The organism is Acetobacter aceti NBRC 14818 (genome assembly GCF_000193495.2).
GTDB classification, from domain to species: Bacteria; Pseudomonadota; Alphaproteobacteria; order Acetobacterales; family Acetobacteraceae; genus Acetobacter; species Acetobacter aceti.
Window position 1 is genome coordinate 879,357 of record NZ_AP023410.1, and the last position, 15,463, is coordinate 894,819.

14 protein-coding genes and 1 other RNA gene are annotated in these 15,463 nt (G+C 57.4%); 7 read left to right on the forward strand and 8 right to left on the reverse strand.

Translation table 11 applies throughout. The features are described 5' to 3' along the window. Window positions 1–55 precede the first annotated feature (55 nt). Window positions 56–1,351, reverse strand: a complete 1,296-nt coding sequence (locus EMQ_RS04010) for a DEAD/DEAH box helicase (RefSeq protein WP_010665998.1) — start codon at window positions 1,349–1,351, stop codon at window positions 56–58. A 519-nt stretch (window positions 1,352–1,870) separates the two neighbouring features. Between EMQ_RS04010 and EMQ_RS04015 the strand changes: the two genes are divergently transcribed. After that, window positions 1,871–2,386: a hypothetical protein gene (locus tag EMQ_RS04015; RefSeq protein WP_132012002.1), complete on the forward strand. Its 516-nt coding sequence runs from the start codon at window positions 1,871–1,873 to the stop codon at window positions 2,384–2,386. Between the two features lie 68 nt (window positions 2,387–2,454). Here EMQ_RS04015 and folB read toward each other — a convergent pair whose 3' ends face one another. The 6 genes from folB to ffs all read right to left on the reverse strand — a co-directional run bounded on the left by folB (window position 2,455) and on the right by ffs (window position 6,905). Next, entirely contained in the window at window positions 2,455–2,853 is a 399-nt protein-coding gene (folB, locus tag EMQ_RS04020) for a dihydroneopterin aldolase (RefSeq protein WP_010666240.1), read from the reverse strand. A gap of 4 nt (window positions 2,854–2,857) precedes the next feature. Then, window positions 2,858–3,673, reverse strand: coding sequence for an SDR family oxidoreductase (locus EMQ_RS04025; protein WP_010666241.1), 816 nt, complete (start codon window positions 3,671–3,673; stop codon window positions 2,858–2,860). Window positions 3,674–3,701: 28 nt separating this feature from the next. Beyond that, window positions 3,702–4,295, reverse strand: a complete 594-nt coding sequence (gene recR / locus EMQ_RS04030) for a recombination mediator RecR (RefSeq protein WP_010666242.1) — start codon at window positions 4,293–4,295, stop codon at window positions 3,702–3,704. A gap of 24 nt (window positions 4,296–4,319) precedes the next feature. Further along, on the reverse strand, window positions 4,320–4,643 hold the full coding sequence (locus EMQ_RS04035; RefSeq protein ID WP_010666243.1) for a YbaB/EbfC family nucleoid-associated protein: 324 nt from the start codon (window positions 4,641–4,643) through the stop codon (window positions 4,320–4,322). Window positions 4,644–4,708: 65 nt separating this feature from the next. Then, window positions 4,709–6,721: a DNA polymerase III subunit gamma/tau gene (locus tag EMQ_RS04040; RefSeq protein WP_026200221.1), complete on the reverse strand. Its 2,013-nt coding sequence runs from the start codon at window positions 6,719–6,721 to the stop codon at window positions 4,709–4,711. A gap of 89 nt (window positions 6,722–6,810) precedes the next feature. After that, an RNA gene (gene ffs, locus EMQ_RS04045) (signal recognition particle sRNA small type) lies at window positions 6,811–6,905 on the reverse strand. Window positions 6,906–7,209: 304 nt separating this feature from the next. On the opposite strand from ffs, the gene clpA reads away from it, so the two are divergent. From clpA to EMQ_RS17125, 5 genes are all read left to right on the forward strand, one after another. Then, window positions 7,210–9,567, forward strand: coding sequence for an ATP-dependent Clp protease ATP-binding subunit ClpA (gene clpA, locus EMQ_RS04050; RefSeq protein ID WP_018308419.1), 2,358 nt, complete (start codon window positions 7,210–7,212; stop codon window positions 9,565–9,567). 103 nt (window positions 9,568–9,670) lie between these two features. Continuing rightward, entirely contained in the window at window positions 9,671–10,474 is an 804-nt protein-coding gene (map, locus tag EMQ_RS04055; protein WP_010669128.1) for a type I methionyl aminopeptidase, read from the forward strand. 340 nt (window positions 10,475–10,814) lie between these two features. Then, window positions 10,815–12,602 (forward strand): gamma-glutamyltransferase, encoded by a 1,788-nt coding sequence (gene ggt, locus EMQ_RS04060; protein WP_048874222.1) that lies wholly within the window; start codon window positions 10,815–10,817, stop codon window positions 12,600–12,602. A gap of 148 nt (window positions 12,603–12,750) precedes the next feature. Beyond that, window positions 12,751–13,992 carry an argininosuccinate synthase gene (locus EMQ_RS04065; protein WP_026200219.1) on the forward strand — a complete coding sequence of 414 codons (1,242 nt, stop codon included), beginning with the start codon at window positions 12,751–12,753 and terminating at the stop codon, window positions 13,990–13,992. Window positions 13,993–14,083: 91 nt separating this feature from the next. Continuing rightward, the gene (locus EMQ_RS17125; protein WP_373278077.1) at window positions 14,084–14,545 is read left to right on the forward strand and encodes an FKBP-type peptidyl-prolyl cis-trans isomerase; all 462 of its coding nucleotides are present in this window, start codon (window positions 14,084–14,086) and stop codon (window positions 14,543–14,545) included. Window positions 14,546–14,589: 44 nt separating this feature from the next. Here EMQ_RS17125 and EMQ_RS17305 read toward each other — a convergent pair whose 3' ends face one another. Then, window positions 14,590–14,721, reverse strand: coding sequence for a hypothetical protein (locus tag EMQ_RS17305; RefSeq protein WP_269208700.1), 132 nt, complete (start codon window positions 14,719–14,721; stop codon window positions 14,590–14,592). Window positions 14,722–14,942: 221 nt separating this feature from the next. Here EMQ_RS17305 and EMQ_RS04080 point away from each other — a divergent pair, with 221 nt between their 5' ends. Further along, on the forward strand, window positions 14,943–15,425 hold the full coding sequence (locus tag EMQ_RS04080) for a c-type cytochrome (protein WP_031941508.1): 483 nt from the start codon (window positions 14,943–14,945) through the stop codon (window positions 15,423–15,425). Window positions 15,426–15,463: the final 38 nt, after the last annotated feature.

Genomic DNA, 15,463 nt, shown 5'->3' on the forward strand with positions numbered 1-15,463 from the left:
ATTTTGGAACATTCCTGTCCAGAAAAGCGACTATCCGTAGTCCTTCCCTGCTGGATCAGACTGTTTCCTTGCTCGCTCTGGCCGCTTCCCGTGCAGCCTGTTTCTCTTCCTCGGTCCAGATCTTGCGCTCGCGCACTTTCTGCGGCTTGACCTGCTTGACCGGACCACCACCAAGCACAGGGGGACGCATGGTTGAATTCTGCGCCTCGTCCGAATGCCATTCGTGGTCAGTGTGAACGGTCAGGGCCCGCCCGATTTCCCGCTCCACATTATGCAACCAGGCACGCTGCTCGGCATCGCACAGCGTAATGGCGTAACCACTGCGTCCAGCACGACCAGTCCGGCCTATGCGATGTACGTAGCTTTCCGGCAGGCTCGGCAGATCATGGTTGAAAACATGCGTGACAGTATCAACATCGATACCGCGTGCTGCAATATCCGTTGCGACGAGAACCTGAACATCACCGGCACGAAAAGCCTCCAGCGCCCGCTCACGCTGCCCCTGCGATTTGTTGCCGTGAAGCGCCTCAGCAGTGATACCCGCCTCGGTAAGAAAAGCGCAAACTTCGTTTGCGATGTTTTTCTGTAGGGTGAAAACAACCGCTTGCCCCATATCAGGCGTCTGCTGCAATTGCGCCAGCAGAGCGGTCTTCTTGTGCGCAGCATCCATGAACATGACCGACTGCTCTATCCGGTCGACCGTCGTTGAAGGAGGCGCGATTTCCACCTTCGCCGGGTCATTCAGGAGACTGTCCACCAGAGCTGCAATGGACTTCGGCATCGTAGCCGAGAAAAGCACTGTATGCCGATCCTTCGGTAACGTCGCGACAATACGCTCGATCGGCTTGGCGAACCCCATATCCAGCATCTGATCGGCTTCATCCAGTACAACCGCCTCAAGCTCTGACAGATCGCAAAGTCCCTGCTCGATCAGATCCAGCAACCGTCCCGGCGCAGCGACAATGACATCCACACCTTCCTTGAGCGCATTGACCTGATGGAACTGGCTGACGCCGCCGAAGATCGTTGTGACCCGAAAATCCAGATGACGGCCAAAGCTCTCGAAGCCGTCAGCAATCTGGGAGACCAGTTCACGTGTCGGCGCGAGAACCAGAACGCGGGCACCGCCCTTGGGTGCCGGACGAGGCGTCTCGGCAAGCCGATGAAGCAGCGGCAGCACAAAGGAGGCCGTCTTGCCGGTTCCGGTCTGCGCCATTCCCAGAAGATCGCGGCCTTCAAGCAGCAGGGGAATGGACTGAGCCTGAATTGGGGTTGGCTTGACATAGCCTTCTTCACCCAGAGCGCGCAGCAGGGCCGGTGAGAGGGCAAGATCTTCAAAAGTGATGGACATGCAAGCGGCGCCTCCGGCGCTCAGTAAGGTTGCGCCTAATCGGGCTTCGCTAGGTCAGAAAGCGGGCTTTTACGGGGGATGGGGTGCGGCGTCAACGTAAAGAAAGAGCGTAATCGATGGTTCTTATCCACCTCATGAACAGTTACGCCTGATGCACTCAATGTGCATCTCACTGCTTTCATTGACGGCTTACATTTTTGATGCCGCTTTAAGGATTATGAACGACCGCACATTCCATAAATACATCTACCAAATCCGGATTTCAGAACCAGAAAACCCATTATCATTTTAGAAGCTCATTGAATCCCGAGACCAATATCGAACAGGTCAATTATATTGATGAAGAATTTTATATATTAAATACAAAACGATATATATGATTTAAATTTAACTTATTTGAAATTGATATAAATAAAAACAATCCCCATTAATACCCTGTATACTTTCCATATCAAAAATGATTTCCAACAGAAAATTGCCCATCCCTATGCCATCGCATACGGGCTCCACTGGAGTCATATGATGTATATTGACCTCTCAAGCGACTTAGTCTCTACCAGATTTTCGGCTGCACTTGGCCTGATCACACCGACTGCTGCAACGTCATCAATGACGAACGAGGCGATCACATCGTTCAACGCAAGTGGTGCGGCAACCATACTCGATGTGTCATCAACCTCGTCGTCGGCTGTCTACGACTATGACGGACCTATCGTTCTGATACCTGAGGGTGACCGGTATGTTCCTGACAATCCCGGTGACGTGATCGACGGACGGCCTGCTTCCAAGGTTCCTGGCGCGATAACGGTCAACGGCACTCTTGAGACCGATCTGAGTTCGTCCTCGTCAACGATCACACTTTATACAGCATCCGGCACAGCAGCCCTTAGCAGCCAGAGCACATCCTCACTAGCTATGCTGTCCGACACGAATACGGAGAATAGCGAGGAAGTACTGATAGCAAAGCTGTTTTCAACCCCAATGGATAATACCGTGAAAGATCGTACGGATCTTGGGGTTAAGGATCAGACCTGAATAAACAGGATTATCCGGATGTGCAGGAAAACTGATTTTCCCGCCTAGCGGGTACACTCATGGAATCCCTACTCCGTCGCCCAGCGCTCGATCTCAACCCCAACTGAATCAAGGTCAGAAAAGATATCGAGTTTTTCAACGCTGATACGAACAACCCTCACCCGGCGGTCCTTCATTACCTCAATAGCGATACGCTCAGCCAACGTCTCCACAAGCTGCGTGTGGGTCTCCGTCGCCAGACGACGGATCGTCAGAACAGCCGTCTCGTAGGAAACCGTCCGGCTGAGGTCGTCCACACCTTCCGTCAGGTCACGACTGTCATCCACACCAAACGAGACATTGATGCGAACACGCTGTGTCACACCCTGCTCATGTGGAAAAACGCCGATATAGGCGTCAACAATCATATCCTTGAGAAAGAGCCGTCTTACAGCCAGATCAGCAGGCCAAGGCGCCAGAATTGTCATTGCGCTACTCTTCCATCACATGCGTGGAGACCAAAGGAGAATAATACCACTGGAGATGTTGCGCCCCATCGAGCGCCAGCATCTGACCCGTCACTGAAGGCAGCACCAGAAACGCCAGCAGGGCACGCGACACTTCTTCGGGCGAAGTTCCACGCCCTAGCGGCACAGACGCACATTGCGCCTGAAACTGTTCCTGTGTCTGACGTGTGCTCGGCAGCGCAGGCCCCGGACCAATGGCGTTGACCCGGATTTTCTTTGGAGCCAGCGCCAGCGCCATGGTCTGCGTCAGCGTCCAAAGCGCCGATTTCGAAACTGTGTAGCTGACAAAATGAGGCGTCAGGGACCAAACACGCTCGTCGAGCATGTTCAGCACCATCCCTTCCCGATCAGCAGGAAGCTGCTTCGCAAACTCCTGCGTCAACACATAAGGCGCGCGCAGATTGGGCTCCATATGTGCGTCCCAGCTTTCGCGGGTGACCGTATTCCACTCATCCCTGTCGAAAGTGGAAGCGTTATTCACAAGAACCCCGATAGGCCCACCCAGTGCGGCAACGGCTTTCGCGATGAGACCTGTGACTTCTTTTTCCTCAGCAAGATCGGCACGCAGCAGGCAACATTGCCGCCCCATGGCTTCAATTTCCCGTTTCAGGGAATGAGCGTCATCCTCCCCGGAACGATAATGCACCGCCACGGAAAAACCCGCTCCCGCCAATGCCAGCGCCATGGCGCGTCCCAGCCGTTGAGCACCACCGGTAATGAATGCAATGCGGGGAATGTCCGGGGCAATCAATGTTCCGGCGAGGGAGGCTTCAGCGGTCATACCGTCTCTCATCACTCTGTCAGGCGTTTTATATCAGTCGTCTGGCGCTCACCGCCGCCGCCAGCGTGCCGTCATCCAGCACATCGAGCGCACCACCCATCGGCACACCTTGCGCCACCCGGCTGACCACCACGTCGTAAGGCGCAATCTTTTCCTGCAGCCAGTACATGGTCGTTGCTCCCTCCACGGTCGAACCAAGCGCCAGAATGACTTCCCTTATGGAGCCATCCCTCAATCGTTCGAACAGGGAACCAACGTTCAGATCTTCCGGACCAATACCCTTGAGCGCCGACAGCACACCGCCGAGCACCTGATAGACACCACGATGAGCACCGGCCCTCTCCAACGCCCACAGGTCGCTGACGGTTTCAACAACGCACACAATATCATGCGGCCGGTCGGGGTCGACACAGATCCGGCAGGGATCGGTCACGTCGAGATTACCGCAGACGGAGCAGGTCTTCACCGACATTGCGGCGCTTTCCATTGCACGCGCCAACGGAAGCATCCGGCGCTGCGGATCACGCAACAACGCCAGCGCCACCCGTCGCGCCGACCGGGGACCAAGCCCCGGCAGGCGGGCGATCAGACCAATGAGATGGTCAATATCGGCAACAGCCATCCGTTAAGACCGGACTACCGTGGCTCAGAACGGCAGCTTCAGTCCCGGCGGCAGGTTCAGGCCACCCGTGACCTTCTGCATTTCTTCAGAAGCCGTCTTATCGAGACGCGCCTTCGCATCCGCACAGGCGGCGACGATCAGGTCCTGCAGCATTTCCATCTCGGTCGGGTCTGCCAGCTTCGGGTCGATCGTGATTGCTTTCAGATCGCCCTTTCCGCTTAGCGTCACGGTCACCATGCCCGCACCGGCGCTACCCTGAATCTCGATTTTCTCAAGACTCGCCTGCATTTCTTCCATCTTCGACTGCATCTGCGAAGCCTGCTTCATCAGTCCGGCAAGATTTTTCATATTCAATCATCCCTGCATACACGATGACTGGCGGCCACGAGCGTGACCCGACCAGCATCAAACTGTCAGTCCTGTTCTTCGGGGGCGTCCAGTTCCGGGTCAAGCCCTATTGCCAGCGGCCCAGCATCCAGCGATCCGAAATCTTCGGGAGGCAACCCGTAATGGTCGTCGAGCGTGTGGTCCCGCACATCGCCCAGTTCAGCATCCGGAAACACACCAAGAATCGCCTGTACCAGCGGGTGGTTCGACGAGCGGCGGTTATGAAGCTGAATGATCTCGGCGCTCTGCTCAGCCAGCGTCGGCTCGCCCTGCGCCTCGGCGGTTCGCACCACCCACTCGCTCCCAAAGCTTGCTCGGAGCATTTCCTGCAACCGTTTTACAAGGTCCGGAGGAGCCGGGCTGTCGATACGCACCTCAACCAGCGGCGGAGAAAACGTCACCAGATGCGTGGAGTGACACAGGTGGCCGTGCAGGGTCGCCTCGCGGTTATCCTTCACAAAGGCCACCAGTTCACGCCAACTGCGTGGCGGCTGCGGGCCTGACGGAGCAGAGGCTCTCGCCAACGGGATCGGCTCGGAGCTCCCTTCTCCAACGTCGCCCCACCGTTCATTGGCGACTCTCTGACGCCTGCTTCCGCCGTCCTCGGGCGGTGACATCATGGCGCGGGGAGCATCCCGTCCGTCATCCGCCACCCGATTGACGGGGGCGACAACCGGTGCGACTTCGCCAGAGCGCAGTTTTTTCAGCAACTCTTCCGGTGGTGGCATCGTCGCAGCATGACAGAGACGGATCAGCACCATCTCTGCCGCCTCACGACGCAACGGCGCGTCATCGACTTCCGAAATTCCCTTCAGAAGCATCTGCCAGAGACGAGACAGTGTGGAGAGCGACAGGGAACCGGCGAAAGCAGCGCCTCTTGTCCGCTCCATTTCCGGCAGTTCAAGCGTATCTTCCAGACCGCGAACGGTTTTCAGACGCGTGACCGTGTGCGTCAACTCGGCCAGATCACGCAGCATCAGCCCCGGATCATTGCCCCGGTCATACATATTGTCGGAAAGCCGGATCGCTTCCGTCACATTGCCGCGCATCAGGCAATCGAACAGATCAAAGATCGCCGCACGGTCGGACAGACCCAGCATTGCCGCGACGCCAGCTTCCGTGACGCTGCCGTCGCTCGCTCCTTGCGTGCCGGCACCCTGCGCAATCGCCTGATCCAGCAGGGACAGACCATCACGCACAGAACCATCAGCGGCCCGGGCGATGAGTTTCAGCGCTTCCTGTTCAGCAGAGACATGCTCCTTTTCGACAATGCCCGTGAAAAAGGAGAGCAACTCCGACTGAGAGACACGACGAAGATCGAATCGCTGGCAACGGGACAGCACCGTGATCGGCACCTTCCGCAGTTCGGTCGTGGCAAAGATGAATGTGACCTGCGGAGGTGGCTCTTCCAGCGTTTTCAGCAGCGCATTGAAAGCGTTGCGGGACAGCATGTGCACTTCATCGATGATGAAGACTTTCATACGCCCCTGAATCGGGCGAAAATGACAGGCCTCGATAATCTCGCGGACATCATCAACACCGGTGCGGGACGCGGCGTCCATTTCCAGCACGTCGGGGTGCCGGTCAGCCAGAATGGCGACGCAGTTCGGGCACACACCGCAGGGGTCCGCTGTCGGACCACCTTTACCGTCCACACCGATGCAGTTGAGGCCACGGGCAATGATTCGGGCGGTGGTGGTCTTGCCCACTCCGCGAACGCCGGTGAGCATGAAGGCATGCGCGACGCGCCCCACCGCAAAGGCGTTTCTGAGCGTGCGGACAAGCGCGTCCTGCCCGATCAGCTGATCGAGGGTCGCGGGGCGATATTTACGTGCGAGAACGCGATAGGCCGCAGCGGGCTTCGGAGGATCTTCCGGAGAAGGTTTTGCGGGCAATGCTGCTGGCTGAGCAGCCACAGCGTCCTGAGAGGAAACACTGGCCGGGTCTAACGCTTCCGGCGCTTCGCCGAAAAAGAGTCCCATGCCCTCACTTGGTGGCAATGGCAGATCGTCGTCTGCCTCTCTATCACTGTCAGGCATGGTTCCAGCCAATCCGCTTTCAGCCCGCGCAGGCTTGCAGCCGGGCTTAACAGCCTCTCTAGCGGATCTGATTTCCTGTTCAAAGGAAGGTGAGAGACCTGCAACAACCCGAGCAAAACTTACTGCGGCTGCTTCCTTCCGGATCTGACCGGGTTGGCAAGGCGCCCGTCCGTCACAGATCTCCCGTCAAATTGAATAACACACGCCCCTGCCCCACGCAAAGCCATTCAGACACAAATTTTATTGCATCCATTCACACCTCTCTGCACTCTCCTCTTCCTAACAGCTTATAAACCTCATTGTTTCAGGATCAGGAGATAAGCGTTTTCCTCGGATTTCTCTCGAGCAAGTGACAGGGTCATGAAATTTTTTCCGCAGAGGCCCGTCTTATGGCTGGCATTTCTTTCGGAACAGCCCAAATATGGTGACAGGGTCACGTTCAGGCAGCGTGGCCTTATACGCCAGACGGCGAAAGGAGTGTCTTGATCATGCTGTCACGCAATCTCGAACAGACGTTGCACCGGGCACTGACGCTGGCGGGTGAGCGGCATCATGAATACGCAACGCTTGAGCATCTTCTGATAGCTCTGATTGATGATCCGGATGCGGTAACCGTTTTCCGGGCCTGTGGCGTTGATCTGGATAAACTCCGGGGGGATCTGACCGAGTTTCTCGACAAGGATCTGGCAGGTCTGACTGCCGAACGCACGACGGAGCCGAAGCCGACCGCAGCATTTCAGCGTGTCATTCAGCGTGCCGCCATTCATGTGCAGTCTACCGGTCGCGACGAAGTCACGGGAGCCAATGTGCTGGTTGCCCTCTTTGCCGAGCGCGAGAGCCATGCTGTCTACTTCCTGCAATTGCAGGACATGACGCGCCTTGACGCGGTCAACTTCATCTCGCACGGAATCGCCAAGGCGCCGGATCGCTCAGTACGACGGAGCTCGAATGGGGCACCGACAGGCTCGGCTGAAAAAGACGAGACCGGCGGCGAAGAAAAAGGCCGGGGTTCCGCGTCCAAGACGGGCGAAGCTCTGGCAACCTACTGCGTCGACCTCAACAAGAAGGCAGCCGAGGGCAAGATCGATTCCCTGATCGGCCGTGAGTCGGAAGTCGAGCGCACCATTCAGATTCTATGCCGCCGCACAAAGAACAACCCGCTCTATGTGGGTGATCCGGGTGTGGGCAAGACGGCCATCGCCGAAGGTCTGGCCAAGCGAATCGTGGAAGGAGACGTTCCCGAAGTTCTGCTGAACGCCACCATCTATTCGCTCGACATGGGCACCCTGCTTGCAGGCACGCGCTACCGTGGCGACTTCGAGGAGCGTCTCAAGGCAGTCGTGCATGACCTTGAGCAGAATCCCGGCGGGATCCTGTTCATTGATGAAATCCACACTGTCATCGGTGCGGGTGCGACTTCCGGCGGTGCGATGGATGCTTCCAACCTGCTCAAGCCTGCGCTGGCTGCCGGAACGCTGCGTTGTATCGGCTCGACGACCTACAAGGAATTCCGTCAGCACTTCGAGAAAGACCGCGCCCTCGTCCGTCGCTTCCAGAAGATCGACGTCGAGGAACCGAACCTCGATGACGCCGTGAAAATCCTTCGTGGCCTGAAGACGAACTACGAGAAACACCACAAGGTCCGCTACACGGATGACGCCATCCGTGCGGCCGTGGAACTGTCGGTCAAATATATCCACGACCGGAAGCTGCCGGACAAAGCCATCGACATCATTGACGAGGCCGGTGCGTCCCGGATGCTTCTGCCTGAAAGCAAGCGTCGGAAGACCATCACGCTCAAGGACGTGGAAGACACGATCGCCAAGATCGCCCGTATCCCCGCCAAGACCGTCTCCGCTGACGACAAGGAAGTGCTGCGGGCTCTGGAGCGTGACCTGAAGAACATGGTGTTCGGTCAGGACAAGGCCATCCAGACACTGTCGGACGCCATCAAGCTGGCGCGTGCTGGCCTGCGTGAACCCGAGAAGCCGATCGGCAACTATCTGTTCTCCGGCCCGACCGGCGTCGGCAAGACCGAAGTCGCTCGCCAGCTGGCCAGCACTCTCGGTATTGAGCTGATCCGGTTCGACATGTCCGAATACATGGAGCGCCACTCCGTCTCCCGACTGCTTGGCGCGCCTCCGGGCTATGTCGGTTTTGATCAGGGTGGTCTGCTGACGGACGCTGTGGATCAGCATCCGCACGCTGTTCTGCTTCTCGATGAAATCGAGAAGGCGCATCCGGACCTCTATAACGTGCTTCTGCAGGTTATGGATCACGGACAGCTGACTGACCACAACGGCAAGACTGTCGATTTCCGCAACGTCATTCTCATCATGACGACCAATGCTGGTGCGGCTGATCTGAGCAAGGAGGCCATCGGTTTCGGGCGCGACACCCGTGAAGGCGAAGATCAGGAAGCGATCAAGCGTCTGTTCACGCCGGAATTCCGTAACCGTCTTGATGCGATCATCCCGTTCGGCAATCTCCAGCCGGAAACGGTCGGTCGTGTGGTCGAAAAGTTCGTGCTTCAGCTCGAAGCGCAGCTTGCGGATCGGAACGTCACGATCGAGATGTCGTCCGCCGCCAAGGAGTGGCTGGCGGAACGCGGCTACGATCGCCTGTATGGCGCACGCCCTCTGGGCCGGGTCATTCAGGACTCGATCAAGAAGCCTCTGTCCGAAGAGCTGCTTTTCGGACGGCTGACAAAAGGTGGCGCGGTCAAGATCTCCGTCAAGGATGGCGAACTTTCGTTCGAATATCTCGAGAACGCCACGTCTTCCCCGGCTGCCGAGGCTCCGGAAGAAGGCGAGGAAAAGCAGGATACGAACGGCCTCTCATCCTGAATACAAGAGTGGTCCTGTTCTCAAGAGCAGGACCACCTTCCCTTGCACCGATGTGCCATAAGCGGCATTGTCCGCCCACAACAGGCTAAGAACGAGGGAGAGGATGGAGGGTAAATCAGCACGCAACGGTATTGTCCTGCACACTGAGGCAGACTTTCAGGGTCTGCGCGCCGCAGGAAAACTGGCTGCCGAAACGCTGGATATGATCACCGAGCATGTGCGTCCTGGTGTGACGACAGGTGAACTCGACACCATCATCCACGAATTCACACTCAAGAATAACGCGACACCGGCGACACTCGGCTATCGCGGCTATCCGAAATCCTCCTGCATCTCGATCAACCATGTCGTATGTCACGGCATTCCGGGCGATCGTAAACTGCTGGACGGAGACATTCTGAACATCGACGTCACCTGTATTCTTGATGGGTGGTACGGTGACACCAGCCGCATGTATATTGCAGGCAAAGCCCCCAAGAAGGCCGAAAAGCTGATTGATGTAACCTATGACTGCATGATGGCCGGCATCGAACAGGTGCGACCGGGCGCAACTCTGGGTGACATCGGCCATGCAATCCAGGTTCTCGCTGAAAAGCATCGCTATTCGGTTGTTGAGGATTTCTGTGGTCACGGTATCGGCCGCACGTTCCACAGCGCCCCGAATGTTCTCCACTATGGTGAACCGGGGACTGGTCTGGAACTGAAGGCGGGCATGGTTTTCACCATTGAGCCGATGATCAATATCGGCAAGCCGGAAGTGAAAATCCTTGAAGATGGCTGGACAGCCGTCACCCGTGATCGCTCCCTGACAGCGCAGTTCGAGCATATGCTGGGTGTCACGGAAAACGGGTATGAGATTTTTACACTCTCTCCCAAAGGCTATAAGCGGCCGCCCTACGGCGCGTGATCGGCTTTTCAGAAGCTGAAACTGTCAGCTGATATAAAGAATTTCTGGCGGTTGTCTTTGTTGGAAGCAAAACAATCGTCAGAAGCCTTTACGCATAGCGACGGCCAATAAAACAGATGCAACCACTGTTTTTCAAAAAGCAGCTCCCAAAGCCTGCTTGAAAACGCTTCACCAGAAACCCTTCATGATTTAAAAGAGCGTGCTTCAGACGACTTTTGAAAGTCTTCTGACCTCTCCTCATTTTTCATTGAAGCAGGATCGTGCCGTGTTGCCTTCCGCCGTAGTCCGTATCCTCTCACGGAAGAAATACGCGCAGCCTTTCGTCTTCACGACAGGTCTCATCGCCTGTCTCAGTTTCTCCACCAATGGCTGGGCGCAGGCCTCTGCCCTCCCCGCTGGTGTGCCTGATCCACTGGCCTATACAGCATCCGTGCAATCACCTGCGTCCGACAAGCCCGTGCTGGGCCGCCATGGAATGGTGGTCTCCGCGCAGCATCTCGCGTCCGACGTTGGTGCAAAAATACTGACGCAGGGCGGAAACGCCGCCGATGCCGCAGTGGCCGTGGGTTACGCGCTCGCCGTGGTTTACCCGGCCGCAGGCAATATTGGTGGTGGCGGCTTCATGGTTCTGAAACCACGTCAGGGACAGGCAGTTTTCATCGATTTCCGTGAAAAAGCGCCACTCGCATCCACGCCGAACATGTTTCAGGATGCTAATGGACAGGTTATTCCCGGCCTCTCGACGGCTGGGTGGAAAGCTGTGGCCGTTCCGGGAACCGTGGCTGGTCTCGAATATGTAAGGCAACGCTGGGGCCATCTCTCCCGCGCCAAACTCATGGAACCCGCCATTCGTCTGGCACGGGAGGGCTTTGTTCTGGAGGAAGGCGACGTCGCCCTGCTTCGTCCCTTTGAAAAGGAATTCCGCGCTGATCCTGTTGTCAGCAGGATCTTTCTGCGACCGGACGGTCAGTCCTTCCGTCCCGGCGATCGTCTCGTGCAGACCGATCTCGCCAACTCCCTTTCAGAAATCGCCCGTCACGGTGAGAATATCTTTTACAAAGGCAGCATCGCCCGTCGGGTAGTCGACGCCAGCAAGCGCAATGGCGGCATTCTGGAAATGGCAGATTTCGGTCGTTACAAACCTCGCGTTATGCCGCCGCTGACCTGCTCTTATCGCGGCTATCACATCGACACGGCACCCCCGCCGAGCGGCGGTGGTATCGCTCTGTGTGAAATGCTGACGATCCTATCCGGTTATGATCTCGGCGCAGAAGGACTGCACAGCACCCCAGCGCTCCGCCAGCAGATCGAAGCCATGCGTCACGCCTATTCAGACCGGCGCGATCTGGGTGATCCGGCTTTTGTCGCCAATCCCGTCGATCATCTTCTGGACCCGGCCTATGCCGTGCAGATCCGTGGGGGCCTGCCGCAGTCCGGTGCCGTAAAATCAGAGACCCTGACAGCAGGTTCTCCTGTTCCTGCCACGTCCACAGCGCCCTCCTCGCCTTCTGTCGACAGGGAAAAACACGAAACCACGCAATTCTCGGTCATGGATTCTTCCGGACTGGCTGTTTCCACCACTTACACACTCAACGGATGGTTTGGAGCACGGGTCATCGCGCCGGGAACGGGTTTTTTCCTGAACGACGAGATGGATGATTTCTCCGCCAAACCCGGTGCGCCTAACATGTTCGGCATTGTCGGCAGTCAGGCGAACGCCATTCAGCCCGGCAAAACCCCCCTCTCTTCCATGACGCCAACCATCGTTTCCAAGGACGGAAAGACGGTCATGGTCATCGGCAGCCCCGGCGGTTCGCGCATCCCCACCATCGTGCTGTCTGTCATTACCGGCGTGATCGACTATCACCTGAACATCCAGCAGGCCATTGATCTGCCGCGCTTTCATGAACAGTGGGAACCTTCAACCATTGAAGTCGAAAAGGGCGCGGTCGATACCGCTGTCGCAAAGGCTCTGAACGAACAGGGGTATGTTTTTCGTGATCATGCGGCATGGGGCATGCCGGAAGGTATTGTCACGGGCGCTCTCGCTGCCAACCGCAACGAACAGACGCTCCTGTCCGGGGGTGCGGACCATCGTCATCCGGGAGGTGCTGCGGTCGGCGAGTGAAAACATTCGCCCCGAATTAAGGTAGCTCTCCTCGCCTTGGGACTAGTGCAACGTCGGCGCGGATGCTACTGACGCCCCAAAGAGAGCGGTGAACAAGGGTTTGCCGCTTTTCCATTCCGACCACCGCAGAAACCCGGAGAGAATGCGCATGGCCCCGGCCGAAGGCACCCGACAGATCAAGAAGGTCGTTCTGGCCTATTCAGGCGGCCTCGATACTTCAGTCATCCTGCGGTGGCTCCAGACCACTTACGGCTGCGAAGTCGTAACCTTCACGGCCGACCTCGGTCAGGGTGAAGAGCTGGAACCGGCCCGCAAGAAGGCCGAAATGTTCGGCGTGAAGGAAATCTTCGTCGAGGATCTGCGCGAGACCTTCGTGAAGGACTTCGTGTTCCCGATGTTCCGGGCGAATGCGCTGTATGAAGGCCAGTATCTTCTCGGCACTTCCATCGCCCGTCCGCTGATCGCCCAGCGTCAGATCGAGATTGCCGAGCAGGTCGGTGCTGACGCCGTGGCGCATGGCGCAACCGGCAAGGGTAACGATCAGGTCCGCTTCGAGTTGGCCTATTATGCGCTGAAGCCCGACATCACCGTGATTGCGCCGTGGCGTGAGTGGGATCTGACATCCCGCACCCGTCTGCTGGCGTTCGCGGAAGAGCATCAGATTCCCGTGACCCGCGACAAGCGTGGCGAAGCCCCGTTCTCGGTGGATGCAAACCTTCTGCACTCCTCTTCCGAAGGCAAGATCCTCGAAGATCCCGCCGTCGGGCCGGAAGAGATTGTCTTCCAGCGCACCATCTCGCCGGAAGCCGCTCCGGATGTCGCGACCGAAATCACCATCGATTTCGTTTCGGGTGACCCGGTTGCGATCAATGGCGTGGCCATGTCTCCGGCCACCCTGCTGACCAAGCTGAACGAACTCGGCAAGGCCAACGGTATCGGTCGTCTGGATCTGGTCGAAAACCGTTTTGTCGGCATGAAGTCACGCGGCATCTATGAGACGCCGGGCGGCACAATCCTGCTGACGGCTCACCGCAGCATCGAATCCATCACGCTCGACCGCGAGGCCATGCACCTCAAGGACAGCCTGATGCCGAAATATGCCGAGATCATCTATAACGGCTTCTGGTTCTCGCCGGAGCGCCGCATGTTGCAGGCTCTGATCGACACGTCCCAGCATTCCGTAACGGGTCGCGTGCGTCTGAAACTCTACAAGGGCAACGTGATCTGCGTGGGCCGTGAAAGCCCGAACAGCCTGTATGACACCCGCGTCGTCACCTTTGAGGATGACGAGGGCGCTTACAACCAGCAGGATGCTCAGGGCTTCATCAAGCTCAATGCCCTGCGCCTGCGTCTGGGTGGTCAGATCGGTCGACGAGGGGGCGCGCTCTAAGGCGCGTCTCTGCGATCTGAATGACAATCCTGACACTAGTTTCGAGGGAATAGCTGTGCGTTCTTCACTGACTTCAATCCGTCTCCGTACCCTGCTTCTGGGCGGACTGCTCTGCCTGCCGATCGTGGGATGCAGTCATGAGGATCAGGAACTGACGCCTGAGCAGATCATGCAGAAGGAGATTTCCCAGCCGGGCGTAAAGGTTCTTCCGGACGGACTGGCTTACAAGGTTCTGGCATCCGGGCCGAAAGATGGTCCTTCCCCCGTCAAGGGCGACAGCATGATGCTGATCTATGAAGGCCGCCTGCCGGACGGATCGATCTTCGACAGCTCCGACCAGCACGGTCAGGGCGCTTATATGCGCATGCCTCTGGACGGTCTGGTGCAGGGATGGATGGAAGCGCTTCCCATGATGCATGTGGGTGATACCTGGATGCTCTATGTCCCGGCCAAGCTGGGCTACGGCAAGCGTGAGATGGGTATCATCCCTTCAAACAGCCCGCTGATCTTCAAGATCCAGCTGCTTGGCGTCGAACACGGCGGACAGCAGTAAACCGAAAGGCCGGGTCTCTGACCCGGCCTTTCTCGTTCTGGCACTCAGCTCTTTTTGCTGGCGGATTTCTTTCCGGATTTCTTCTCAGGAAACATTGCCTTGCAGGCTGGGCTGAGCTTATCGCGTTTAGATTGCAGGCAGGCCGCGATCTTTTTCTCATTGGGGATCGAAAGCATGCAGAACTTCAGGGCATCCCCCTTGCAGGCTGCTGTCTGCTCTTCCCGCGTTGCAGCAAATACGGTTGTCGGCGAGACCGCTGACACCAGAAGTCCGCAAGTCGCCACGAAAAAAAGGTGCCTGTAGGATGTAATAGGATTCACTCAGAATTCCTTTCATGCTCCAGAGTGGCGCAGCATGTCCCCTGAAACCAGAACCTCCGGATATTCAAGCAAGTTTCATGCGTTTGTTCTTCCATACCATCTCTGCACGAAAAAAGCTGGTTTTCCTTCTGGCGCTTCTCGTGCTTCCCGGCGGATGCTCCCGGCACAAAAGCCCCCGCTATCTGTATGGTTCCAACTGCGGCATCTGCCATCACGGTGGAGAAGGCATGGCTGGCTCTGTACCGCCCCTGAGCGGAAGAATTGACCGCATCGCAGCGACCCCCGAAGGGCGTGTCTATCTGGCTTCTGTTCTCATGAACGGGGTCAGTGGTCCGATCAGGGCCGCAGGCGTGCCTTACAGGGCAGAAATGCCGCTCTTCCGGTATCTTTCAGATGAGGAAGCAGCCACCATCCTGTCATGGCTCTCACAGCAGGGTGAGACAAAACCGGCTCCCACAATCACACGGGAAGACATCGCCGCAGCCCGGGCGCACCGGATTTCGGCGGGAGACGTTGCAGATATGCGGGCGAAACTCGACCTGAAACATCCTCTGCCGTAAGACAGGGGCAGACTGTCGCGACCTAGGGATCTGAGCAG